We start from the raw sequence: 23,572 nt of genomic DNA on the forward strand, positions 1-23,572 counted from the left end.
GTCTTCAACCGATTGCAGAGGGTTATCGATGAAAATGCTTCCCCTACGTGCGGCCATCGCGGCTGCGTTGCTGAGTGTCGCTGTTGGCGTCTCGGCCAAACCCTTGGTGGTCTGCACCGAAGCCAGTCCGGAAGGCTTCGATATGGTCCAGTACACAACTGCAGTCACGGCGGACGCTGTGGCCGAAACCATCTTCAACCGCCTGGCCGACTTCAAGCCTGGCACCACTGAAGTGATCCCGGCTCTCGCCGAGTCCTGGGACATCAGCGAAGACGGCCTGACCTACACGTTCCACCTGCGCAAAGGCGTCAAGTTTCACACCACCGAATATTTCAAGCCGACCCGCGACATGAACGCCGACGACGTGGTCTGGAGCTTCCAGCGTCAGCTGGACCCGAATCACCCATGGCACAAACTGTCGAGCGTGGGCTTCCCGTACTTTGAAAGCATGGGCTTCAAGGAACTGCTGAAAAACGTCGAAAAAGTCGACGACAACACCGTCAAGTTCACCCTGACCCGCCGCGAAGCGCCGTTCCTGGCCGATATCGCGATGGCGTTCTCCTCGATCTATCCGGCCGAATACGCCGACCAGTTGCTCAAGGCTAACAAGACCGGCGACCTCAACAACAAGCCGATCGGCACCGGCCCGTTCATCTTCCAGCGCTACGCAAAAGACGCTCAGGTGCGCTTCAAGGCCAACCCGGATTACTTCCGTGGCAAGGCGCCGGCTGACGCGTTGATCCTGGCCATCGCCACCGACAACAACGTGCGCCTGCAAAAGCTCAAGGCCAACGAGTGCCAGATCGCCCTGTATCCAAAACCGGACGACATCCCGAGCATCAAGAAAGACAGCAACCTGAAAGTCGACGAGCTGGACGCGATGACCGTCTCGTACATCGCCATGAACACCCAGCACAAGTACATGAGCGACGTGCGCGTACGCAAAGCCATCGACATCGCCTTCGACAAGGAAGCCTATGTCAACGCGCTGTTCGGCAAAGGCAATGCGTCGGTCGCGGTCAACCCGTACCCGCCGACCCTGCTCGGCTACAACCACGACCTGAAGAACCCGCCACGTGACCTCGACAAGGCTCGCGCCCTGCTCAAGGAAGCCGGGGTTCCGGACGGCACCGTGTTTACCCTGTTTACCCGCAACGGCGGCGGCCCGACCAACCCCAACCCGATGCTCGGCGCGCAGATGATGCAGGCTGACCTGGCGAAAGTCGGGATCAAGATCGATATTCGCGTGATGGAATGGGGCGAAATGCTCAAACGCGCCAAGGCCGGTGAGCACGACATGGTGTCGGCCGGATGGGCGGGCGACAACGGCGACCCGGATAACTTCCTGACGCCTATGCTCAGTTGCGAAGCTGCCAAGAACGGCGAAAACTACGCGCGCTGGTGCAACGAGAAATTCCAGGCACTGCTCGACGAAGCACGGGCTAAAGTAGATCCGGCCGAACGCGCGAAACTCTATGAGCAGGCTCAGGTCCTGTTTAATCAGGATCAACCGTGGATCAGCATGGCCCACACCCGGATGTTTACCGCAATGCGTAACAATGTAGAGGGCTATCACATCAGCCCTCTCACCACTAATAACTTCGCCACTACCCAGGTGAAGTAGATAAGAAACTCCCGGCGTCCCTGACCCCAGGGATGCCGGGCACGCCTAACCGGCTGATGAGGTACCACACAAGATGTTTAGTTTTATTGCCCGCCGACTGGGGTTATTGATCCCCACGTTTTTCGGCATCACCTTGCTGACTTTCGCGTTGATTCGCATGATTCCGGGCGACCCCGTGGAAGTGATGATGGGCGAACGTCGGGTCGACCCCGAAATGCACGCTCAGGCAATGGAACGCCTAGGTCTGAACAAACCGTTGTATGCCCAGTATCTGGACTACATCGGCAAACTGGCCCACGGCGATCTCGGCGAATCCCTGCGTACGCGTGAGAGCGTATGGACCGAGTTCACCTCCCTCTTCCCGGCGACCCTGGAACTGTCCATGGCCGCCCTGCTGTTCGCCGGCATTCTCGGGCTTCTGGCCGGGGTGATCGCGGCACTCAAGCGAGGATCGCTGTTCGACCACGGGGTGATGGGCATCTCCCTCGCGGGGTATTCGATGCCGATCTTCTGGTGGGGCCTGATCCTGATCATGTTCTTCTCGGTGAGCCTGGGCTGGACCCCGGTTTCCGGACGGATCGACCTGCTCTACGACATCGAGCCGCGCACCGGTTTCATGCTGATCGACACGCTGCTGGCCGATGACGTCGGCGCATTCTTCGATGCCCTGCATCACCTGATCCTGCCAGCCATCGTGCTCGGCACCATTCCGCTGGCGGTGATCGCGCGGATGACCCGTTCGTCGATGCTCGAAGTGCTGCGCGAAGACTACATCCGCACCGCCAAGGCCAAGGGCCTGTCGCCGTCGCGCGTGGTGTTCGTCCACGGTCTGCGCAACGCACTGATTCCGGTACTCACCGTGGTCGGCCTGCAAGTCGGCACCCTGCTGGCCGGTGCAGTTCTGACCGAAACCATCTTCTCCTGGCCCGGCATCGGTAAATGGCTGATCGAAGCCATCGGCGCCCGGGACTACCCGGTTGTGCAAAACGGCATCCTGTTAATCGCCTGCCTGGTGATTCTGGTCAACTTCGTAGTGGATATCCTCTACGGCTTTGCCAACCCACGCATCCGTCATCAGCGCTGAGGTCCATACCATGAGCACTCCAACATCCTCAGTAGCCACCGCCGCCAACGCGGATCAAAGCCTGCTGTACCCGTCACCGTACAAAGAATTCTGGCAAGCCTTCTCCAAAAACAAAGGCGCGGTTGCCGGCCTGCTGTTCATGTTGCTGGTGATCTTCTGCGCACTGTTCGCGCCGTGGGTCGCGCCGCACAACCCGAGCGAGCAATACCGCGACTTCCTGCTGACGCCGCCGGCGTGGCTCGAAGGCGGGCAGATGCAGTTCCTGCTCGGCACCGATGAACTCGGTCGTGACCTGCTGTCGCGTCTGATCCAGGGCTCGCGCCTGTCGCTGCTGATCGGTTTGTCGTCGGTCGTGATGTCGCTGATTCCGGGGATCCTGCTGGGTCTGTTCGCCGGTTTCTTCCCGAAAATGATCGGCCCGACCATCATGCGTCTGATGGACATCATGCTGGCCCTGCCGTCGCTGCTGCTGGCAGTGGCGATTGTCGCCATCCTCGGCCCTGGCCTGATCAACACCGTGATCGCCATTGCGGTGGTGTCCTTGCCGTCCTACGTGCGTCTGACCCGCGCTGCGGTGATGGGCGAACTGAACCGCGACTACGTGACCGCCGCGCGCCTGGCCGGTGCCGGTCTGCCACGCCTGATGTTCATCACCGTGCTGCCGAACTGCATGGCGCCGCTGATCGTGCAGGCGACCCTGAGCTTCTCTTCGGCGATTCTCGATGCCGCCGCACTGGGCTTCCTCGGCCTTGGCGTACAACCGCCAACCCCTGAGTGGGGCACCATGCTCGCTTCGGCCCGCGACTACATCGAACGCGCCTGGTGGGTAGTGAGCCTGCCTGGTTTGACCATTTTGCTCAGCGTGCTGGCAATCAACTTGATGGGCGACGGTCTGCGCGATGCGCTCGACCCGAAACTCAAGAACGCCGCCTGAGGAGATTCCCATGTCACTGTTAGAAATCAAGAATCTCAACGTTCGCTTCGGCGACAAGACCGCGACCCCAGTGGTCGATGGCCTCGACCTGAAAGTCGACAAAGGCGAAGTACTGGCCATCGTTGGCGAGTCGGGTTCGGGTAAATCCGTGACCATGATGGCGCTGATGGGCCTGATCGAGCATCCCGGCATCGTCACCGCTGACTCGCTCAGCTTTGACGGCAAGGACATGCTCAAGCTGAGCAACCGTCAGCGTCGGCAGATCGTCGGCAAAGACCTGTCGATGGTCTTTCAGGATCCGATGACCGCGCTGAACCCGAGCTACACCGTCGGTTTCCAGATCGAAGAAGTGCTGCGTCTGCACCTGAAAATGTCCGGCAAGCAAGCGCGCAAACGTGCGATCGAGCTGCTGGAAAAAGTTGAAATCCCGGGCGCCGCCAGCCGTATGGATGCCTACCCCCATCAACTGTCCGGCGGTATGAGCCAGCGCGTCGCGATCGCCATGGCGATTGCCGGCGAGCCGAAACTGCTGATCGCCGACGAACCGACCACGGCTTTGGACGTGACGATTCAGGCACAGATCATGGATCTGCTGCTGGCGTTGCAGAAAGAACAGAACATGGGCCTGGTGCTGATCACTCACGACCTCGCGGTCGTGGCTGAAACCGCCCAGCGCGTCTGCGTGATGTACGCAGGCCAGGCTGTTGAAGTCGGTCAGGTGCCGCAACTGTTCGACGTCCCGGCACACCCCTACAGCGAAGCGCTGCTCAAGGCGATTCCCGAGCACAGCCTCGGCGCCGCACGCCTGTCGACCCTGCCGGGCATCGTTCCGGGCCGCTACGACCGTCCGCAGGGTTGCCTGCTGTCGCCGCGCTGCCCGTACGTGCAGGACAGCTGCCGCGCGCAGCGTCCAGGCCTTGATCCGAAAAGCCACAGCCTCGCCCGCTGCTTCTTCCCGCTGAACCAGGAGGTGGCGTAATGGCCGTCGTACTTACCGCCCGCGACCTGACCCGTCACTATGAAGTCTCCCGTGGCCTGTTCAAGGGCCACGCGACTGTACGCGCGCTGAATGGCGTGTCGTTCGAACTGGAAGCCGGCAAGACCCTCGCTGTTGTAGGCGAATCGGGCTGCGGCAAATCCACCCTCGCCCGTGCGTTGACGCTGATTGAAGATCCGTCGTCCGGCTCGCTGAAAATCGCCGGCCAGGAAGTCGCCGGCGCCGACAAGGCCCAGCGCAAGCAACTCCGCAAAGACGTGCAGATGGTGTTCCAAAGCCCGTACGCGTCGTTGAACCCACGGCAGAAAGTCGGTGACCAGCTCGGCGAGCCGCTGCTGATCAACACCAACCTGAGCGCTGCCGAACGTCGCGAGAAAGTCCAGGCGATGATGAAGCAGGTTGGCTTGCGTCCTGAGCATTACCAGCGCTATCCGCACATGTTCTCCGGCGGTCAGCGTCAGCGTATCGCCCTGGCTCGGGCGATGATGTTGCAACCGAAAGTGCTGGTGGCGGATGAACCGACTTCGGCATTGGACGTGTCGATTCAGGCGCAGGTGCTGAACCTGTTCATGGATCTGCAACAGGAGTTCAACACCGCGTACGTGTTCATCTCGCACAACCTCGCGGTGGTGCAACACGTGGCCGATGACGTGATGGTGATGTACCTCGGTCGCCCGGTGGAGCTAGGTCCGAAGAACGATATTTACGAGCGTCCGCTGCACCCGTATACCCAGGCGCTGCTGTCGGCAACCCCGACCATTCACCCGGATCCGAACAAGCCGAAAATCAAGATCGTCGGCGAACTGCCTAACCCGCTGAACCCGCCGCCGGGCTGCGCTTTCCACAAGCGCTGCCCGTATGCGACCGAGCGTTGCAGCAGCGAAGAGCCGGCCTTGCGTCAGCTCGACAGCCGGCAGGTGGCTTGCCACTACGCCGAGCAGTTCCTCGACGGCGCGGCGTAAAAAAAAGCCCACGAAAACGTGGGCTTTTCCTGTTATTCAGTGGTCACTTTATTCCTGGCGAATTCCGGGACGAAGTGACTACTGCTGCCAGCTATAATCGCGAACAACTCACGACGGCTAATAGCGAGGTATACGCGCGGCCCACCATCAGAGAGCCGCAATTACCCCACTTTGAAAGCCCCTTTTTCATCCAGCACTTTCTTATTACTTTGCTCAATTCCCTCAAACTCTCCGCGAGCCTCTACACTCTTCTCAACCGATCCATTGGACATGACAAACTTGGCGACAATTTCTACTATCTCAGACTCAGCATCGAACCGTTCAAAATTAATTTTTCCAGACTGCCCGTTGTATACGTTTTTTTCTTTATCTATAAAAACCGCGACAGCAGTCCCATCCTGCCCATATTGTTCAATAGGGTAGCTTTTACCTTGTGTTATCTCCGACGAGCGAACGAAAAACACTAGGTGTTCATCTTTGGTGCTGACGCCTTCAAACGTATACCCCTTGTCGGACGTATTTTTCTGAGCGGAAACATTTGTACTAGAGAAGCCCGACACTGAAGTCCCCGAGGCCTGCAACTTTCCTTCAGTCTTGGTTGTTTTATTACTCATCATGCGATTCCTTTCCGTTATTTAACAAAAGTGATTAACGAAACATATTTATAGGGGGCGCATGACGAAGCGTCTACTGTCACTTCTGACAGGTGTACGAGATTAAATTGCGATAAGAAAAAAGCCTGACTTACAGAGAAGGCATAACTGGACATAAGTAGAGGATAAACGGCAAAACCAAAGTTACGTTCGCGGAGGACTCTCCCTCCCCACTTCAACCAGACATCAGCAAGTGAGGAGCGATAAGTCCTTGTCCACATCTAAGTCTGGCTATCCCCTTCGTCCGAATCATCAGTATCTGGCTCGTCAGTGGTCGAGTCGTCATCATCGGCGCTGCCGCCCTGCCCCTGATCGCCCGGCTCGGACTCGGACTTGGCGAGCATCAAGCCGCTATGCCCGACCTGGCCGTTGAACGCCTGGGAATCGTGATCCTCGCACTCGGCCCAGGCCGTCGCGGTGCCGAGGGACAGCATGACCATCACTTTCAACAGCAATAAAACCCGTAGCAACCTGCTTTTCATAGCCGACTCCATCCATTTTCAGGTGAGACATTCGTGCCTGACTGGCGCTGTGTGAAATCTAGTTCCGATCCATCGGGTTCACCAGATAGGACGCTAAGGAGCGGGCAGAAATGCCCTTCATGGAAAGACAGTTTTCGAATAATGCTCATAGCCGCAACAGCTAAGGGCCGCCGCGTGATCGCGTGGCCTGCCACGTCAGCGGCATGGAAATCAACACCATCAGCGCACTCGCCAGCCACACACTGTGGCCCCCGAATTGACCATACAACTGGCCACTAAGCACCGGTGACAACAGTGCACTAGCGCTCCAGCTCATAAAGAACAGGCCGAAGTACTGACCGCTTTTGCCACTCTGCGCAAACTGCATCGCCAGCACATTCAGCGGCGGCATGAAAAACGCCTCGCCCAGAGTCCAGATCACCGTCGACAGACAGACGAACGCCAACCCGGAACCGAATGGCAACATGCCCAGTCCGCACGCCAGCAGCAAACTCCCCGCGAGCATTTGCCGCCGCGTGCCCCAACGCTCGCCCCAATGCGACAGCGGAATCTGCAGGGCAATCACCAGCAACGCATTGAGCCCGAACTGCCAGCCAATGGCCTCGGTGCTCAACTGATAGTAATCACGCAGATAGTTGCCCAGTGTGCTGTAGACCGTGTCGAACGCGATGCCAAGCACCGCAGTCGCCGCCAGTAACCAGAGGAACGGTTTGTCGCGATACGGCACCGCGGAACCTGCGTCATCCGTGAGTTTTTCGTCATTGATCAGCACCGGTCGCTGCCACGTGGTGCGAACAAACCAGAGCAGCGCCAACAACGTCATCGCCGCGCTGCCGAAAAACACCCAGCGAAAATCGGTCTGCGCCAACACCCCGCCCGCAACGCCGGCGGCCGCCATGCCGAGGTTGCGCGCCACCCGGCTCAAGGCCTGCGCACGCGAACGTTGAGTGACTTCGCAATATTCCATGATCAACCGCTGATGCAGGGTGCGAATAGCCCCGTCGATGGTTCCGCTGAGCAACAGCAATGCCGCCAGCAACGGCACCTGCGTCACCAGCCCCAGCAGAATCAGCACCCACACCGAAATAAAGAACAACGCCGCCGTCAGCCGCGCCGTGCGCACATGATCACTGAGCCAGCCCCCGAGCATCGAACCGACCAGCAAACCCGCGCCGTACGCCGAGAGCAACCAGCCAACCGTCTCGATCGCCAGCCCCATTTCCTGACGCAGGTACAACGCCATGAACAGCTTGACCATGCTGCTCAAGCGATTGATGAACAACAGCGCCGCGAGCACCCAGGCCATTACGCTGAAATAGCCGTCCAGTCGTAGCAAGTGAGTCAGGCGACTCGTCATTCCATTGACCTCTCAGAGCGACTTGGGTGGAGCTGGAACACTAACGGTCAGCAGGCTGGTTGTCGCGTTCAAGTACATCGAGATCACGAAAAACGGAGTCGTCCTACAGCCATTGCGCGCGATAAAACCGTGCCGAAGATCAACAGCCCCTCACCCTAACCCTCTCCCAGAGGTAGAGGGGACTGACCGAGGTGTTTGGGCGAGCTACGCCGACGTGAAATACCGAGTTGAACTCAGATTCTGAAACAGATCAAAAGCCCCTCACCCTAGCCCTCTCCCGGAGGGAGAGGGGACTGACCGAGGTGTTTGGCAGAGCTACGCCGACTTGAAATACCGAGTCGAACTCAGATTCTGAAACAGATCAAAAGCCCCACCCTAACCCTCTCCCGGAGGGAGAGGGGACTGACCGAGGTGTTTGGGCGAGCTACGCCGACGTGAAATACCGAGTCGAACTCAGATTCTGAAACAGATCAAAAGCCCCTCACCCTAGCCCTCTCCCGGAGGGAGAGGGGACTGACCGAGGTGTTTGGGAGAGTTACGCCGACTTGAAATACCGCGTTGAACTCAAATCTTGAAAAGCCCACAAATCGGCTCCCTCTCCTTGGGGAGAGGGCTGGGGTGAGGGGAAGCAACACCACAAATCCAAAGCCGACCACGCTGTGCTCCTCACCACTCAATAGGCCGAGTGTCAGCTCGCCTGCTCTTGATCTTGATCCACGGGCGACGTCGGAAGGCTGAGTGGAGGGATTGATCCGGGCGTGGAAGCGCAGCGACCGTTTGGCGCAGCCAAACACAGCGAGAGGAGGTGCAGCGAAGCAAACCGTAGGCGCTGCGCCCGGATCGATCCCGCAGCGAAGGAACCCCGAGCCCCAGCGAGCGGGCCGCACGCAGGAGCAAGCCTTTTGGGTTACCTTTTCGGCGTTTGGAAAAGGTGACCCGCCGTAAGGGCGGAACCCTAATCAGCAACACCCGCAGCAACGGATATACACCCAAAAACCCAATAGCATGGTCGGCCCAGAGGCCGCCAATACCAGGGCGAAAAAAAGCCCCCTAGGCATGCACCTAGAGGGCTTCGGACAAACCAATTCAGAACTTAATGATGCTCACGCGTCGCACGGAATTTCACATCCGGCCAACGCTCTTCCATCAACGCAAGGTTAACCCGCGTCGGCGCCAGGTAAGTCAGGTGCCCCCCGCCATCGACCGCCAGGTTCTCCACAGCCTTGTTAGAGAATTCCTCAAGCTTCTTCTTGTCACTGCATTCAATCCAGCGCGCGGAATACACAGTAATCGGCTCATACGAGCACTCAACCTTGTATTCCTCCTTCAAACGGCTGGCGACCACATCAAACTGCAGCACACCGACGGCGCCCAGAATGATGTCGTTGCTGCGCTCCGGGAAAAACACCTGCGTTGCACCCTCTTCGGCCAACTGCTGCAGACCCTGACGCAACTGCTTGGACTTCAGCGGATCACGCAGACGCACACGACGGAACAGCTCCGGGGCGAAGTGCGGGATACCGGTAAAGCCCAGGGCCTCACCTTCACTGAAGGTGTCGCCGATCTGGATGGTGCCGTGGTTGTGCAGACCGATGATGTCGCCGGCAAAGGCTTCTTCAAGCTGCTCACGCTCGGAGGAGAAGAACGTCAAGGCGTCGCCGATGCGCACGTCCTTGCCGGTGCGCACGTGGCGCATCTTCATGCCTTTCTCGTACTTGCCGGAGCAAATGCGCATGAAGGCGATGCGGTCGCGGTGTTTCGGGTCCATGTTCGCCTGGATCTTGAAGATGAAGCCCGAGAACTTCTCTTCCACCGGCTCGACGGTACGCTCGTTGGCGACACGGGCCAATGGACGCGGCGCCCAATCAACGACGGCGTCCAATACGTGGTCAACACCGAAGTTGCCCAAAGCAGTACCGAAGAACACCGGAGTCAACTGACCGTCGAGGAATTCCTGCTGGTTGAATTCGTGGCAGGCGCCCTGCACCAGTTCCAGCTGTTCGATGAAACGCTCGTACTCGTCGCCCAAATGCGCGCGGGCTTCGTCGGAGTCGAGCTTCTCGATGATCTTGGTTTCGGTGCGTTCGTGACCGTGACCGGCGGTGTAGACAATGATGTAGTCGTCAGCCAGGTGGTACACGCCCTTGAAGTCGCGGTAGCAACCAATCGGCCAGGTGATCGGCGCGGCCTTGATCTTCAGAACAGCTTCGATTTCGTCGAGCAGTTCGATCGGGTCGCGGATGTCACGGTCGAGTTTGTTGATGAAGCTGACGATCGGCGTGTCACGCAGACGGCAGACGTCCATCAGCGCAATGGTCCGTGGCTCGACACCTTTACCGCCGTCGAGAACCATCAATGCCGAGTCCACCGCCGTCAGGGTGCGGTAAGTATCTTCGGAGAAGTCTTCGTGGCCCGGGGTGTCGAGCAGGTTGATCATGTGTTCGCGATACGGGAACTGCATGACCGACGTGGTAATGGAAATACCCCGTTGCTTCTCCATCTCCATCCAGTCGGATGTCGCATGGCGATCGGATTTACGGGATTTCACCGTACCGGCCACTGCAATCGCCTTGCCCATCAACAGGAGCTTTTCGGTGATCGTGGTTTTACCGGCATCGGGGTGGGAAATAATGGCGAAAGTGCGGCGTTTCGCGACTTCGGCGGCCTGGTTGGTCATGGGAAATCGCCTGGCGGTGATTCAAAAAAGGGCCGCGATTATAGCCCAACTCGATGCAATAACCGAACCGTTGAGCACATTAAGGGTGGCCAAATGCTGCCGCAGATGGGAACCTTTTAAAGCACGGAGACGTCCATCCCCTGTTACGAATTTTCGTCAGGGGCTGAAAAATCAGCAAGTTAGCCTGACGAGGCTGCGCTCATGGCTCGCTTTCAGCCCCCTTTTGCGGCGCTGAAAAACGGCTACTTTTCGCGAACGACGCTCCCGGCAGCCAAGGCTTGGCTTGTGGCCGGGGTGGTCAATTTTGTTGGCTCAAATTCGGATGCCAGAAGTTCATAGCCAAGGCGCTGTGACGAGTCATAGCTCGCTATGGCGAGGAACAGCAACGCAGGGTATGAACTTCTGGCGCCGAAGTTGGGCTAACAAAATTGACCACCCCGGCCACTGAACACGGGACTGCGTTCGCCGACTACAAAAAAAGGAGTCCGCCTGTGGCTATCCGCTATGGCAAAGGGCTGATGGGAGGTGCGGTGGTGATCGCGCTCCTGGCCCTGCTGGTCCACTGGATCGGCATCAACACGATCGAACACTACCGCGACGATTTGTTGTTTTACCTGCAAGCTCATCTGATTCTCGTCCTCGCTTCAATGCTGGCCGCCCTTGTCGTGGGCATCCCCGCCGGCATCTTCCTCAGTCGCCCGACCATGGTCGGACGCGCCGAACGCTTCATGCAGATCTTCAATATCGGTAACACCGTGCCTCCATTGGCCGTGCTCGCGATTGCCCTGGGCGTCCTCGGCATCGGCAGTGGCCCGGCGATCTTCGCTTTGTTCCTCGCCTCCCTGTTGCCGATTGTGCGCAACACCTACGAAGGCCTGAAAAACGTGCAGGGCTCGCTGAAAGAAGCGGCCGTCGGCATCGGCATGACCCCGCGCCAAGTGCTGTGGAAAGTTGAATTGCCCAACGCCGTGCCAATCATTGTCGGTGGCGTGCGCGTGGCTTTGGCGATCAATGTCGGCACCGCGCCACTGGCGTTCCTGATCGGCGCCAACAGCCTCGGCAGCCTGATCTTCCCTGGCATCGCCCTGAACAATCAGCCGCAACTGCTGCTCGGCGCCGCGTGCACCGCGCTGCTGGCCTTGCTGCTCGATGGCGTGGTCACCCTCGCCAGCCGCCTCTGGCTGGAACGCGGTTTGCGCCCGTCTTAAGGCTTTTGCGAAGGAATATTTATGAAACGATTTAGCTCGTCTTTGGGATTGATAGTAGGTTGCGTCCTGCTGTTCGCAGGAATCGCGCAAGCCGCCGAGAAGCCCGTGATTCGCCTCGGCGCCCGAGTGTTTACCGAGCAGACCCTGCTCGCGGAAATCACCGCGCAATACCTGCGCAGCAAAGGCTACGACGCACAGATCACCGGTGGTCTGGGCAGCAACCTTGCCCGCAGCGCCCACGAAAGCGGGCAGCTGGACATGCTCTGGGAATACACCGGCGTGTCGCTGGTGGCCTACAACCATGTCACCGAAAAACTCGACAGCGCCCAGTCCTACGCCCGGGTAAAAGAACTCGACGCGAAAAAAGGCCTGGTCTGGCTGACCCCGTCGAAATTCAGCAACACCTACGCCCTCGCCCTCCCTGAAAAGGTCGCCGAGGAATATCCGCAGATCAACAACATCAGCCAGTTGAACGAAGTGCTGCGCGCCGAGGCCAAGACCAATCACCTGGTGGCGCTGGATACCGAATTCGCCAACCGCTCCGACGGCCTGATCGGCATGGTCGATCTGTACGGCATGAACCTCACCCGCAAAAACATCCGCCAGATGGATGCCGGGCTGGTTTACACGGCGTTGCGCAACGGCCAGGTGTTTGCCGGTCTGGTTTACACCACCGACGGTCGCCTCAACGCTTTCGGCCTGAAACTGCTGGAAGACGACAAGCACTACTTCCCCGACTACACCGCCGCACCGGTGGTGCGTCAGGCTTATCTCGATAAGCACCCGCAACTGGCCGAACAGCTCAAGCCGCTGGCCGAACTGTTCGATGACGAAACCATGCGCCAGCTCAACGCGCGGGTCGACGTCGATCACGAAAGCCCATCGAAAGTTGCCGCCGATTTCCTGCGCCAACATCCGCTGAATTAAGAGAGGAGAAGTCATGGAATTCCTGAACGCCTTTTCCCATCTCGACTGGCAGCAGGTGATGCACCTGACCTGGCAGCACATCACCCTCGTCGGCATCGCCGTGACCCTGGCGATTGTCGTTGGCGTGCCGCTGGGCATTCTGATGACACGCTTTCCGACCCTCGCTGGCCCCTTGCAAGCCAGCGCCACGGTGCTGCTGACCGTGCCGTCGATTGCCCTGTTCGGTCTGCTGCTGCCGTTCTACTCCAAGTTCGGCCAGGGCCTCGGCCCGATGCCGGCGATCACCGCGGTGTTCCTTTATTCACTGCTGCCGATCATGCGCAACACCTACCTCGCCCTCACCGGCGTGGAACCGGGCATCCGTGAAGCCGCACGCGGTATCGGCATGACCTTCGGCCAGCGTCTGCGCATGGTCGAGTTGCCAATCGCCGTACCGGTGATCCTCGCCGGCGTGCGCACCGCCGTGGTGATGAACATCGGCGTGATGACCATCGCCGCGACCATCGGCGCCGGCGGCCTCGGTGTGTTGATCCTCGCTTCCATCAGCCGCAGTGACATGTCGATGCTCATCGTCGGCGCGCTGCTGGTCAGTCTTCTGGCCATTTTCGCTGACCTGTTTCTCCAATGGCTGCAACGCTCGTTGACTCCAAAAGGACTGCTCAAATGATCGAACTTCAAAACCTCAGCAAAACTTTCCAAAGCAACGGCAAAGATGTCAAAGCCGTGGACTCGGTAAGCCTGACCGTCAATGAAGGCGAAATCTGTGTGTTCCTCGGGCCATCGGGTTGCGGCAAAAGCACCACGCTGAAGATGATCAATCGCCTGATCAAACCGACCTCGGGCAAGATCCTCATCAACGGCGAAGACACCACCGATCTCGACGAAGTAACGCTGCGGCGCAACATCGGTTATGTGATCCAGCAGATCGGTCTGTTCCCGAACATGACCATCGAAGAGAACATCGTCGTCGTGCCGAAACTGCTCGGCTGGGACAAACAGAAATGCCACGACCGCGCCCGCGAGTTGATGAGCATGATCAAGCTCGAGCCCAAGCAGTATCTGCATCGTTATCCGCGCGAATTGTCCGGCGGCCAGCAACAGCGCATCGGCGTGATCCGCGCACTGGCGGCGGATGCGCCGCTGCTGTTGATGGACGAACCGTTCGGCGCGGTCGACCCGATCAACCGCGAGATGATCCAGAACGAGTTTTTCGAGATGCAGCGCGCGCTGAACAAGACCGTGATCATGGTCAGCCACGACATCGACGAAGCGATCAAACTCGGCGACAAGATCGCGATTTTCCGCGCTGGTAAACTGCTGCAGATCGATCATCCGGACACGCTGCTCGCGCACCCGGCGGACGACTTTGTCAGCAACTTCGTCGGCCAGGACAGCACGCTCAAACGCCTGCTGCTGGTCAAAGCAGAAGATGCGGCGGACAACGCGCCGTCGGTAAGCCCGGAGACGCCGGTGGCCGATGCGCTGGAATTGATGGACGAGCATGACCGTCGCTACGTGGTGGTCACCTGTGCCGAGAACAAGGCGTTGGGCTACGTGCGTCGTCGTGATCTGCATCGCCAGACCGGTACTTGCGCGCAGTTCCTGCGTGAGTTCAACGCCACGGCGGCGTACGACGAGCATCTACGCATCCTGCTGTCGCGCATGTATGAATTCAACCGCTCGTGGTTGCCGGTGATGGACGCCGAGCGGGTGTTCCTCGGTGAGGTGACGCAGGAGTCGATTGCGGCTTATCTGAGTTCGGGGCGTTCGCGCGGGATGAAGACCAGCATAGTCTCGCCGGCTGAAGCAGTGGTCGCCTGATTTTCGGATAGGAAACACAAATCCCTGTAGGAGTGAGCCTGCTCGCGATAGCGCAATATCAGTCAATGAAGATGTCGGCTGAAAAAAAGTCATCGCGAGCAGGCTCGCTCCTACAGGACCGGGGTTGTTACCAAGTCCTTCACAAGGCGGAAAAGAATCTCAACACCTGAGAATCAGACAGCATGCCCTGGACAGCCTTCCAAACAACCAAAATCCCCCTCACCCCCTCCTCTCGCCGCCAACGTCGCCGATATTGCCGCCTTCACACTTACCCACGACTTCGCCGACATAATCCGCGAACGTGCAGGTATTTTTAACACTCAAAAATTCTCGGGGAACATCTGCCCGTCATCTCGGTCGGCTACAAAGAGTGATGAACGCGATGCACGTCAGAAGCGTGCAAAAACGCGACATTTTTAGTTGATCTCACGCCCCTCACGCCCTAAAGTTCGCGCCGAACGTCCATGCTGGAAACGATCCATCCGGCTCAAGTACTGACGACGAGACAGCAAGGCCAAGGGCTACGCCCCATGGCCTTTTTGCTTTCGGCGACATGCCTTGGGAAGTAGGCGAACCAAAGTGGGGATACGGAGGACGTTCATTTGCACCCATTGATTAACGACGTTTGCCACTAGGAGTCCCAAGTATGTCGATCCAGGTCGAAGACTATTTCGCGCGCGCTACATTCGACAAAATGAAGGCGTTCGCCGACAAACAGGAAACCCCGTTCGTGGTGATCGACACCGCGATGATCAGCCAGGCCTACGATGACCTGCGCGCCGGTTTCGAATTCGCCAAGGTCTACTACGCGGTCAAGGCCAACCCGGCTGTCGAGATCATCGACCTGCTCAAAGAGAAAGGTTCGAGCTTCGACATCGCCTCGATCTACGAGCTGGACAAGGTGATGGATCGTGGCGTCAGCCCGGACCGTATCAGCTACGGCAACACCATCAAGAAATCCAAGGACATCCGCTACTTCTACGAGAAGGGCGTGCGCCTGTTCTCCACCGACTCCGAGGCCGACCTGCGCAACATCGCCAAGGCTGCACCGGGCTCGAAAGTCTATGTGCGCATCCTCACCGAAGGCTCGACCACGGCTGACTGGCCACTGTCGCGCAAATTCGGCTGCCAGACCGACATGGCCATGGACCTGCTGATTCTTGCTCGCGACCTCGGCCTGGTGCCTTACGGCATCTCGTTCCACGTCGGCTCGCAACAGCGCGACATCAGCGTCTGGGACGCAGCGATTGCCAAGGTCAAAGTGATCTTCGAGCGTTTGAAAGAAGAAGACGGCATCCACCTCAAGCTGATCAACATGGGCGGTGGCTTCCCGGCCAACTACATCACCCGCACCAACAGCCTGGAAACCTACGCCGAAGAAATCATCCGCTTCCTCAAAGAAGACTTCGGTGATGACTTGCCGGAAATCATTCTCGAGCCGGGCCGTTCGCTGATCGCCAACGCCGGTATTCTGGTCAGCGAAGTGGTGCTGGTTGCACGCAAGTCGCGCACTGCCGTCGAGCGTTGGGTATATACCGATGTGGGCAAGTTCTCCGGCCTGATCGAAACCATGGACGAAGCCATCAAGTTTCCGATCTGGACCGAGAAAAAAGGCGAGATGGAAGAAGTCGTGATCGCCGGCCCGACCTGCGACAGCGCCGACATCATGTACGAGAACTACAAGTACGGTCTGCCGCTGAACCTGGCGATCGGTGATCGTCTGTACTGGCTGTCGACCGGTGCGTACACCACCAGTTACAGCGCGGTTGAGTTCAATGGCTTTCCGCCGTTGAAGTCGTTTTACGTGTAAGAGCAGCTGCGAGTTTCAAGCTGCTAGCTGCAAGTGAAAAGCCCATGACGTGTCATGGGCTTTTTTGTGTCTGGCTTTGAGATTTGTGGTGTGCTTTCGATCTATCCCCCTCACCCCAGCCCTCTCCCCCAAGGGGGCGAGGGCAAAGGGAGCAGATCGGGGGCTTTTCAAAACCTGAGGTCGACTGGATATCTCAGGTCGGTGTACCAGGAACATCCAACTCGGTCAGTCCCCTCTCCCTCTGGGAGAGGGTTAGGGTGAGGGCTATTGGCACCGAAGCGCATACCGCCCAGCCAACGCCTGAATCTTCGGATCTACAGCACTCGCCAACGCCTGACTCGCCACCCGCAAGAAATTCAAATTACCGCCGACCAGCGCTTTCTCAAGCCAAACCACAGCCTCATCAATCCGCCCTTCACCCGCCAACACCGCCGCAAAACTGAACTGCCCGCGGAAATCCCCAGCCTCCGCCGAGCGCCGATACCATTCACGCGCCGCCAAAGGATCCGCCGGGCACACCTGCCCTTCCTCCAGATAGCGCCCCAGCAGATTCATCGATTTCGCATGGCCCAGTTCAGCCGCACGCCGATACAGCGCCAGCGCCTGCAGGTGATCCACCACGACACCGCGCCCGGTCGCCAGCAGATTGGCGAGGTTGTACATCGCCCAATCCAGTCCGGCCTCCGCAGCAATCCGATAGTGCTGCGCAGCAATCCGATAGTGCTGCGCAGCAACCGACGCATCCGCCGCAATCCCCCAACCATGCTCATGACAACGCCCGAGCATATTGCGCGCCATCAGATGCCCACGCCCGGCGGCGATGCCAAACCAGCGCAGCGCGAGCGCTTGATCCTGCGCAATGCCCTGGCCGTCGAGCAGGATCTGCCCAAGCAAGGCCTGCGCTTCGACTTCGCCCTCACCCGCCGCCAGCAAAATCGCCTGCGCAGCACGGGCCGGGCTTTCGCCGAGCATGGCGCTAAGTTGTTCGCCGCTGAGGACTTCCTCGCGGCGCAGTAGGAAGCTCATACCTCGACCCAGCGCCGCAGCAGGTTGTGATACGTACCGGTGAGGCGGATCAGCGAAGGATGATCAGGCATGTCTTGAGTCAGTTGCTGAATCGCGCCATCCATTTCGAACAGTAACGCGCGCTGGCTGTCTTCACGCACCAGGCTTTGCGTCCAGAAGAACGACGCATAACGCGCACCGCGAGTGACCGCGTTGACCTTGTGCAAACTGGTGCCGGGGTACAAAACCATATCGCCTGCCGGCAGTTTCACCTGTTGCGTGCCGTAGGTGTCCTGGATTTCCAGCTCGCCGCCGTCGTAATCCTCAGGTTCGCTGAAGAACAGCGTCGCCGACAGATCGGTGCGCACCCGTTCGATACTGCCCTTGGGTTGGCGCACGGCGTTGTCGATGTGGAAATCGAAACTGCCACCGGCCGTGTAACAGTTCACTAACGGCGGGAAGACTTTGTGCGGCAGCGCGGCGGACATGAACAGCGGATTTTTCCACAGCCGTTCCAGCATCGCCGCGCCGATTTCCTTGGCCAACGGATGACCTTCAGGCAGTTGCAGATTGTGCTTTGCTTTGGCCGACTGGAAGCCAGCGGTGATCTTGCCATCGGCCCAGTCAGCCTGTTCCAGAGCCTGGCGAATGCGCTGCACTTCTTCTTTCGCGAACAGTGCGGGGATGTGCAGCAGCATGGCGATGTCACCTGATGGCAAAGAGGCGGCAATGGTATTGATTCTTATTGACCGTGTAAAACCCGAGAGACGAATGAACTGGCAAAAACCGTAAGGTTAAATTGTAAAGAATGTAAATTCAGTGCGAATAACAATGTTTCGCAATTGATACGAATACCTGTTTACCCTATATTCCGCGGCCTCAAATCCTTGGGGAGGGGAATAAAAATGGCACGTCAACACGCACAATTACCGGTCAGTTCACCACGTCTGCTCGCCTCTGCAATCGGTGTGGCAATCACCGCCGGCTCCGCTGGCCAGATGGTCTTCGCCGCGGAAAAAACCGACAGCAAAGCCGCCGGCAATGCCATCGCCCTGGACGCCACCGCCATCACCGGCGAAGCGCAGGACTCGACGTCCTACCAGGTCGAAAAAGCCTCCTCGCCCAAGTACACCGCGCCGCTGGTCGACACGCCGCGCTCGGTCACCGTTATTCCGCAACAAGTTCTGAAAGATACCGGCGCGCTGAACATGCAGGACGCGCTGCGCACCGTGCCGGGCATCACCTTCGGCGCCGGTGAAGGCGGTAACCCACAGGGCGACCGTCCGTTCATCCGTGGCTTCGACGCCCAGGGCGACACCTACCTCGATGGCGTGCGCGACACCGGTTCGCAGAGCCGCGAGATCTTCGCCGTGGAAAACATTGAAGTCAGCAAGGGCCCGAACTCCGCCATCGGCGGTCGTGGCGCGGCAGGCGGCAGCATCAACCTGGTGAGCAAGAAAGCGCACTTGGGCAACTCGTTCGACGGCGGCTTCACCTACGGCTCCGACCAGACCCAGCGCTACACCCTCGATGGCAACTACCAGTTCAGCGACACCGCCGCCGGCCGTCTGAACCTGATGAGCCACGAGAGCAATGTCGCCGGTCGCGACAAAGTCGACTACGACCGCTGGGGTATCGCTCCGTCCCTGGCGTTTGGCCTGGGTACCGACACCCGCGTCAACCTCGACTACTACCATCTCGAAAGCAACGACACCCCGGATTCGGGCGTGCCGTACACCATTCCGGCCGGCGGCTCCGCTGCGCGCACCAAGTCCAATCCGGACAAGCCCTACGCTGGCGGTGACCACAGCAATTTCTACGGCCTGGATCGCGACTTCCGCAAGGGCCGCACCGACACCGCGACCTTCGCCATCGAGCATGACCTGAGCGACTCGCTGACGATCAAGAACACCCTGCGCCACGGCACCAGCATGCAGGATTACATCCTGACCCAGCCGGACGACAGCAAGGGCAACGTCAACAACGGCACGGTCTGGCGTCGGGCGAATACGCGGGTGAGCAATACCGAGACCACCACCAATCAGACTGACCTGTTCGGCAACTTCTACGTCGCCGGCTTCAAGAACAGCTTCTCCACCGGCGTCGAGTACACCCGTGAGGAAAGCCAGAAGTCCTCGTATAACGTCAACACCGACACCACGCCGCGCACACCGGGCAACTCCAGTACTAACTGCACCCCGTCGTTGGTCGGCGTTTCGAGTGGCTACAACTGCACCTCGCTGTCGAATCCAAACGCAAACGATCCGTGGAACGGCGCCATTTCGCGCAACTACGCCGGCACCGACACCCAGGCCAACACCTACGCACTGTATGTGTTCGACACCCTGGAGCTGAACGAGCAGTGGCTGCTGAACATGGGTCTGCGTTACGACCACTTCGACACCGACTACAAGTCCTACAACGCTGCCGGCACCACCACGTCCAAGGGTGATGACACCAGCGAGTTCGTCACCGGTCAGTTCGGCGTTGTCTACAAGCCTGCAGAAAACGGCAGCATCTACGCCTCCTACGCCACCTCGGCCACGCCGCCGGGCAACACCTTGGGCGAAGGTCAGGAAGGCAATCCGTTGGGCGGCACCGCGGATCGCAGCGGCAACCTGCTGAGCAGCGACATGGAACCGGAAACCACCAAGAACTATGAAATCGGTACCAAGTGGGATCTGCTCAATGATCGCCTGTCGCTGACTGCGGATATCTTCCGCACCGAGAAAGAAAACGCTCGTGTGCAAGTCGACACCACCTCGTACGAAAACGCCGGCAAGACCCGTGTGCAAGGTGTCGAACTGTCGGCCAGCGGCAAGATCACCGACAAGTGGCAAGTGTTCGCCGGTTACGCCTTCATGGACAGCGAACAAGTCGATGGCGGTCCACTGGGCCGGGCCAACGATGGCAACGAGCTGCCTAACACCCCGAAAAACAGCGCCAGCCTGTGGACCACTTACCAGGTCACGCCGAAGCTGACCATCGGTGGCGGTGCGTTCTACGTCGACGACGTGTACGGCAGCGTGGCCAACACCACCATGGTTGACTCGTATGTTCGTTACGACGCGATGGCGGCGTACAAGCTGACCAAGAACGTCGACCTGCAATTCAACGTGCAGAACCTGACCAACGAAACCTATTACGACAAAGCCTTCTCGACCCACTTCGCCAATCAGGCGGCTGGCCGTACGGCACTGTTGAGCACCAACTTCCACTTCTGACCGATATTGGAAACTGTAGGAGTGAGCCTGCTCGCGATGGGGTTGTGTCAGTCAGCAAATTGATTGGATGACACACCGCTATCGCGAGCAGGCTCACTCCTACAGGGAATACGCCGCAAGGCTTGGCCCCGTTCATTCAATTGAACGGGGCTTTTCTGCGTAAGAAAGAACGCTTCTCGATAACCCACGGCATAATGCGCGCCGTGAAGACAATTTTCGAACGGACGGCGAGTGACGTGTTGAAGAAAACCCTGTTCCAGTTGCACTGGTTTTTTGGCATCACCGCAGGCCTGGTGCTGGCGTTGATGGGCATCACCGGCGCGGCCTATTCGTTTCAGGACGAGATCCTGCGGGCGCTGAATCCGTCCGTCCTGCAAGTAGAAAAACAAGTCGCCGGCGTCCTGCCGCCCGTGGAACTGGTCGAGCGCATCGAAGCCACGTCCGGCAAAAAGGTCTCGATGCTCTGGGTCGAGACCGACAGTGGCAGCGCGGCGAAAGTCTTCTTCACCCCGCCCAAGGGTGAACGTCGCGGTGAGATGCGCTACTTCGATCCGTACACCGCCGAGTTCATGGGCGACGCGGTCGGCCAGGATTTCTTCGGCCTGATGCTGCAACTGCACCGCTTCCTCGCGATGGGCGACACCGGGCGCAACATCACTGGCGCCTGCACGCTGATCCTGCTGTTCTTTTGCCTCTCTGGTTTGTATCTGCGCTGGCCGCGTCAGTGGAACAGCTGGCGCGTCTGGCTGACGCTGGACTGGAAGAAAAAGGGCCGCGCCTTCAACTGGGACCTGCACTCGGTGGCCGGTACCTGGTGCCTGCTGGTCTATCTGCTGCTGGCGTTGACCGGGTTGTCGTGGTCGTACGAGTGGTACAACAAAGGCCTGACCAAGCTGCTTTCCGACGCACCGCAAAACGAGCGCGTGCGCGGTGGTCGCGGCCCAGCGCCGGAAGGCCCGGCACCGACCGTCGATTACGCGGCGATGTGGAGCAGCATTTACAGCGCTGCCGGTCCCGGCTTGTCTGCCTACAACATTCGGATGCCGCCAGTGGCCGGTCAACCGGCGACCGTTTTCTATCTGCTGGAAACTTCGCCGCACGATCGCGCGCTTAACCAGATCACCCTCGACCCGGCCACCGGCATCGTCAAACGTGTCGACCGCTACGCTGACAAGAGCTTCAAGGCGCAACTGCTGACCAGCATTTATGCGCTGCACGTCGGTAGTTACTTCGGCCTGGTCGGGCGGATCATCATCACGCTCGCAGCGGTGTGCATGCCGCTGTTTTTCATCACCGGATGGCTGCTGTACCTCGATCGTCGGCGCAAGAAAAAGCAGATCAAGGATGCGCGCAAAGGCCTCGCTCAACCGGCCGGCGATGCTTCGGCGTGGCTGATCGGTTTCGCCAGCCAGAGCGGGTTTGCCGAGCAACTGGCGTGGCAAACCGCCGGGCAATTGCAGGCCGCCGGATTGCCGGTGAAAGTGCAGCCACTGGCCAATGTCAGCGAACAGGATTTGCACCAATCGAACAACGCGCTGTTTGTGGTCAGCACGTTCGGCGACGGCGAAGCTCCGGACAGCGCGCGCGGTTTTGAGCGCAAAGTGTTAAGCAAGGCTGCAACGCTCGACAGTCTGAATTACTCGGTGCTCGGCCTCGGTGATCGTCAGTATCAGCACTTCTGCGGTTTCGCCAAACGCCTGCACCAATGGTTGGCTGAGCACGGCGGCAAGACATTGTTTGCCCCGGTGGAAGTCGACAGCGGTGATCCGTATGCCCTGCGTCACTGGCAAACCCAACTCGGCCTGCTCACCGGGCAAGCACCGGTCGATACCTGGCAGGCGCCGAGTTACGACAACTGGACGCTGGTCCGCCGCGAACTGATGAACCCGGACAGCAGCGGTGCACCGGTTTATCTGTTGGGCTTGAGCGCACCGAACACCAGCAGTTGGCTGGCCGGCGACCTGGTCGAGGTGCTGCCGCGCAACTGCCCGTGGGCCATCGAACACTTCCTCGACGGCCTCGGCATTCGTGGCGAGACCACAGTGAAAATCAACGGCCTCGACGAACCCCTGGAAGTGGCGCTGGCCTCGCGGCAATTGCCCGAGCACCGTGCACATCTGGTCGGTTTGCATGCGCAATCGCTGGTCGATGCGATGGTGCCGCTGGCCATGCGCGAATACTCGATCGCCTCGATTGCCGCTGACGGCGTGCTGGAGTTGATCGTGCGTCAGGAACAGCACTCGGATGGCAGCCTTGGCATCGGTTCCGGCTGGCTGACCGAGCATGCGCCGGTGGGTGGCAGCATCAGTTTGCGGGTGCGGCGTAACAGTGGTTTCCATCTGCCGAACGAACCGCTGCCGATGATTCTGCTGGGCAACGGCACCGGTCTGGCCGGGCTGCGCAGTTTGCTCAAGGCGAGGATCGCCGATGGCCAACAGCGCCAATGGTTGTTGTTTGGCGAGCGCAATCGTCAACACGATTTCCTCTGCCGCGCGGAGCTGGAAGAGTGGTTGATCAATGGCGATCTGGCGCGGCTGGATCTGGCGTTTTCGCGGGATCAGGCGGAGAAGGTTTATGTGCAGGATCGTTTGCGTGAGTCGGCTGAGGAGTTGAAGAAATGGCTGGCGGAGGGGGCGGTGATTTATATCTGCGGCAGCTTGCAGGGAATGGCTTCGGGGGTTGATCAGGTGCTTAACGACATTCTCGGCAGCGCCGAAGTCGAGCGGTTGATTGAGCAGGGTCGATATCGGCGTGATGTCTATTAAAAGCCCCTCACCCTAGCCCTCTCCCAGAGGGAGAGGGGACTG

At 59.2% G+C, this 23,572-nt stretch carries 18 protein-coding genes; 12 read left to right on the plus strand and 6 right to left on the minus strand.

Features of this window, described 5'->3' with window-relative positions:
* The first annotated feature begins 28 nt into the window (after positions 1-28).
* The 5 genes from KBP52_RS14230 (at position 29) to KBP52_RS14250 (ending at position 5,601) form a co-directional block, all read left to right on the plus strand.
* The gene (locus tag KBP52_RS14230; protein WP_123594509.1) at positions 29-1,624 is read left to right on the plus strand and encodes an ABC transporter substrate-binding protein; all 1,596 of its coding nucleotides are present in this window, start codon (positions 29-31) and stop codon (positions 1,622-1,624) included.
* Between the two features lie 73 nt (positions 1,625-1,697).
* Positions 1,698-2,708 (plus strand): ABC transporter permease subunit, encoded by a 1,011-nt coding sequence (locus KBP52_RS14235; RefSeq protein WP_008085273.1) that lies wholly within the window; start codon positions 1,698-1,700, stop codon positions 2,706-2,708.
* 10 nt (positions 2,709-2,718) lie between these two features.
* Complete coding sequence (locus KBP52_RS14240; RefSeq protein ID WP_034154447.1) at positions 2,719-3,642, plus strand: ABC transporter permease subunit; 924 nt, start codon at positions 2,719-2,721, stop codon at positions 3,640-3,642.
* Between the two features lie 10 nt (positions 3,643-3,652).
* Complete coding sequence (locus KBP52_RS14245; RefSeq protein WP_077571086.1) at positions 3,653-4,621, plus strand: ABC transporter ATP-binding protein; 969 nt, start codon at positions 3,653-3,655, stop codon at positions 4,619-4,621.
* The gene (locus tag KBP52_RS14250; protein ID WP_127925811.1) at positions 4,621-5,601 is read left to right on the plus strand and encodes a peptide ABC transporter ATP-binding protein; all 981 of its coding nucleotides are present in this window, start codon (positions 4,621-4,623) and stop codon (positions 5,599-5,601) included. Before KBP52_RS14245 ends, KBP52_RS14250 begins: the two co-directional genes overlap by 1 nt.
* 161 nt (positions 5,602-5,762) lie before the next feature.
* Here KBP52_RS14250 and KBP52_RS14255 read toward each other — a convergent pair whose 3' ends face one another.
* From KBP52_RS14255 to KBP52_RS14270, 4 genes are all read right to left on the minus strand, one after another.
* Entirely contained in the window at positions 5,763-6,215 is a 453-nt protein-coding gene (locus KBP52_RS14255) for a hypothetical protein (RefSeq protein ID WP_212622983.1), read from the minus strand.
* 260 nt (positions 6,216-6,475) lie between these two features.
* Entirely contained in the window at positions 6,476-6,736 is a 261-nt protein-coding gene (locus tag KBP52_RS14260) for a hypothetical protein (protein WP_077571081.1), read from the minus strand.
* A 160-nt stretch (positions 6,737-6,896) separates the two neighbouring features.
* The gene (locus KBP52_RS14265; protein WP_212622984.1) at positions 6,897-8,093 is read right to left on the minus strand and encodes an MFS transporter; all 1,197 of its coding nucleotides are present in this window, start codon (positions 8,091-8,093) and stop codon (positions 6,897-6,899) included.
* Positions 8,094-9,186: 1,093 nt separating this feature from the next.
* Entirely contained in the window at positions 9,187-10,770 is a 1,584-nt protein-coding gene (locus KBP52_RS14270; protein ID WP_077571077.1) for a peptide chain release factor 3, read from the minus strand.
* A 518-nt stretch (positions 10,771-11,288) separates the two neighbouring features.
* On the opposite strand from KBP52_RS14270, the gene KBP52_RS14275 reads away from it, so the two are divergent.
* The 5 genes from KBP52_RS14275 (at position 11,289) to KBP52_RS14295 (ending at position 16,536) form a co-directional block, all read left to right on the plus strand.
* Entirely contained in the window at positions 11,289-11,978 is a 690-nt protein-coding gene (locus tag KBP52_RS14275) for an ABC transporter permease (RefSeq protein ID WP_169844036.1), read from the plus strand.
* A 21-nt stretch (positions 11,979-11,999) separates the two neighbouring features.
* Complete coding sequence (locus KBP52_RS14280; RefSeq protein ID WP_077571073.1) at positions 12,000-12,905, plus strand: glycine betaine ABC transporter substrate-binding protein; 906 nt, start codon at positions 12,000-12,002, stop codon at positions 12,903-12,905.
* A gap of 13 nt (positions 12,906-12,918) precedes the next feature.
* A complete protein-coding gene (locus KBP52_RS14285) occupies positions 12,919-13,572 on the plus strand; it encodes an ABC transporter permease (protein WP_007915307.1) in 654 nt (217 codons plus the stop codon).
* Entirely contained in the window at positions 13,569-14,726 is a 1,158-nt protein-coding gene (locus tag KBP52_RS14290) for an ABC transporter ATP-binding protein (protein WP_034154441.1), read from the plus strand. Before KBP52_RS14285 ends, KBP52_RS14290 begins: the two co-directional genes overlap by 4 nt.
* Before the next feature lie 646 nt (positions 14,727-15,372).
* On the plus strand, positions 15,373-16,536 hold the full coding sequence (locus KBP52_RS14295) for a type III PLP-dependent enzyme (RefSeq protein WP_122598545.1): 1,164 nt from the start codon (positions 15,373-15,375) through the stop codon (positions 16,534-16,536).
* A gap of 264 nt (positions 16,537-16,800) precedes the next feature.
* Here KBP52_RS14295 and KBP52_RS14300 read toward each other — a convergent pair whose 3' ends face one another.
* Entirely contained in the window at positions 16,801-17,562 is a 762-nt protein-coding gene (locus tag KBP52_RS14300) for a tetratricopeptide repeat protein (protein WP_212622985.1), read from the minus strand.
* Positions 17,559-18,239: a Fe2+-dependent dioxygenase gene (locus KBP52_RS14305; protein WP_077571070.1), complete on the minus strand. Its 681-nt coding sequence runs from the start codon at positions 18,237-18,239 to the stop codon at positions 17,559-17,561. The genes KBP52_RS14300 and KBP52_RS14305 overlap by 4 nt, the downstream gene beginning before the upstream one ends.
* A gap of 207 nt (positions 18,240-18,446) precedes the next feature.
* Here KBP52_RS14305 and KBP52_RS14310 point away from each other — a divergent pair, with 207 nt between their 5' ends.
* The gene (locus KBP52_RS14310; RefSeq protein ID WP_212622986.1) at positions 18,447-20,765 is read left to right on the plus strand and encodes a TonB-dependent siderophore receptor; all 2,319 of its coding nucleotides are present in this window, start codon (positions 18,447-18,449) and stop codon (positions 20,763-20,765) included.
* A 236-nt stretch (positions 20,766-21,001) separates the two neighbouring features.
* A complete protein-coding gene (locus tag KBP52_RS14315) occupies positions 21,002-23,530 on the plus strand; it encodes a sulfite reductase flavoprotein subunit alpha (RefSeq protein ID WP_212623129.1) in 2,529 nt (842 codons plus the stop codon).
* The last annotated feature ends 42 nt before the right edge of the window (positions 23,531-23,572 follow it).

Source organism: Pseudomonas sp. SCA2728.1_7, assembly GCF_018138145.1.
GTDB classification, from domain to species: Bacteria; Pseudomonadota; Gammaproteobacteria; order Pseudomonadales; family Pseudomonadaceae; genus Aquipseudomonas; species Aquipseudomonas koreensis_A.